1 tRNA gene is annotated in these 544 nt (G+C 36.6%); it reads left to right on the top strand.

Annotated elements, in window-relative coordinates:
• Positions 1 to 15: 15 nt before the first annotated feature.
• A tRNA-Glu gene (locus L2717_RS18115) sits at positions 16 to 91 on the top strand.
• Positions 92 to 544 lie beyond the last annotated feature (453 nt).

Genomic DNA, 544 nt, shown 5'->3' with positions numbered 1-544 from the left:
AAATCATAAGTCCGGGTCCCCTTCGTCTAGAGGCCTAGGACACCGCCCTTTCACGGCGGTAACAGGGGTTCGAATCCCCTAGGGGATACCAATTTTAATCAAGGTTTATCGAAACTTTGGTTAAAGACAATAAACCACCTTAAGGTGGTTTTTTTGTATCTAAATTTTGAGTGTGAAATTGAGAATTAACTCGATTCATTTATAAGTCATGCGCCCTGAGTTATTCATCGAAGTAATCCATTAATGCAATTCACTCATGACGATAAATAAGGCCGCATACTGTAACTCTGTTTAATCACGCGATAAAACTTATTAAGGCGCCTTCCTGCTTAACTCTATGCTAACCCTTTATTAAAAATAATCTTTCGGATTGTTTAATGTCTGACACTTTGAATGCTATTACTCTTAATGCTAATAGTCCCAATACTGATATTGTGAACCGTTAATAGCGATTTATACCAATTACTTTAATTATATGATCTAATAAGTCGTCACTTTCTAACCTTACAAAGTATGAACAAGCCCAATATCCTAGCCCTAGTTA

Origin of the sequence: Shewanella glacialipiscicola, from assembly GCF_023283485.1 — a bacterium.
Taxonomy (GTDB): Bacteria; Pseudomonadota; Gammaproteobacteria; order Enterobacterales; family Shewanellaceae; genus Shewanella; species Shewanella glacialipiscicola.
This window is presented reverse-complemented; position numbering and strand designations above follow the sequence as displayed.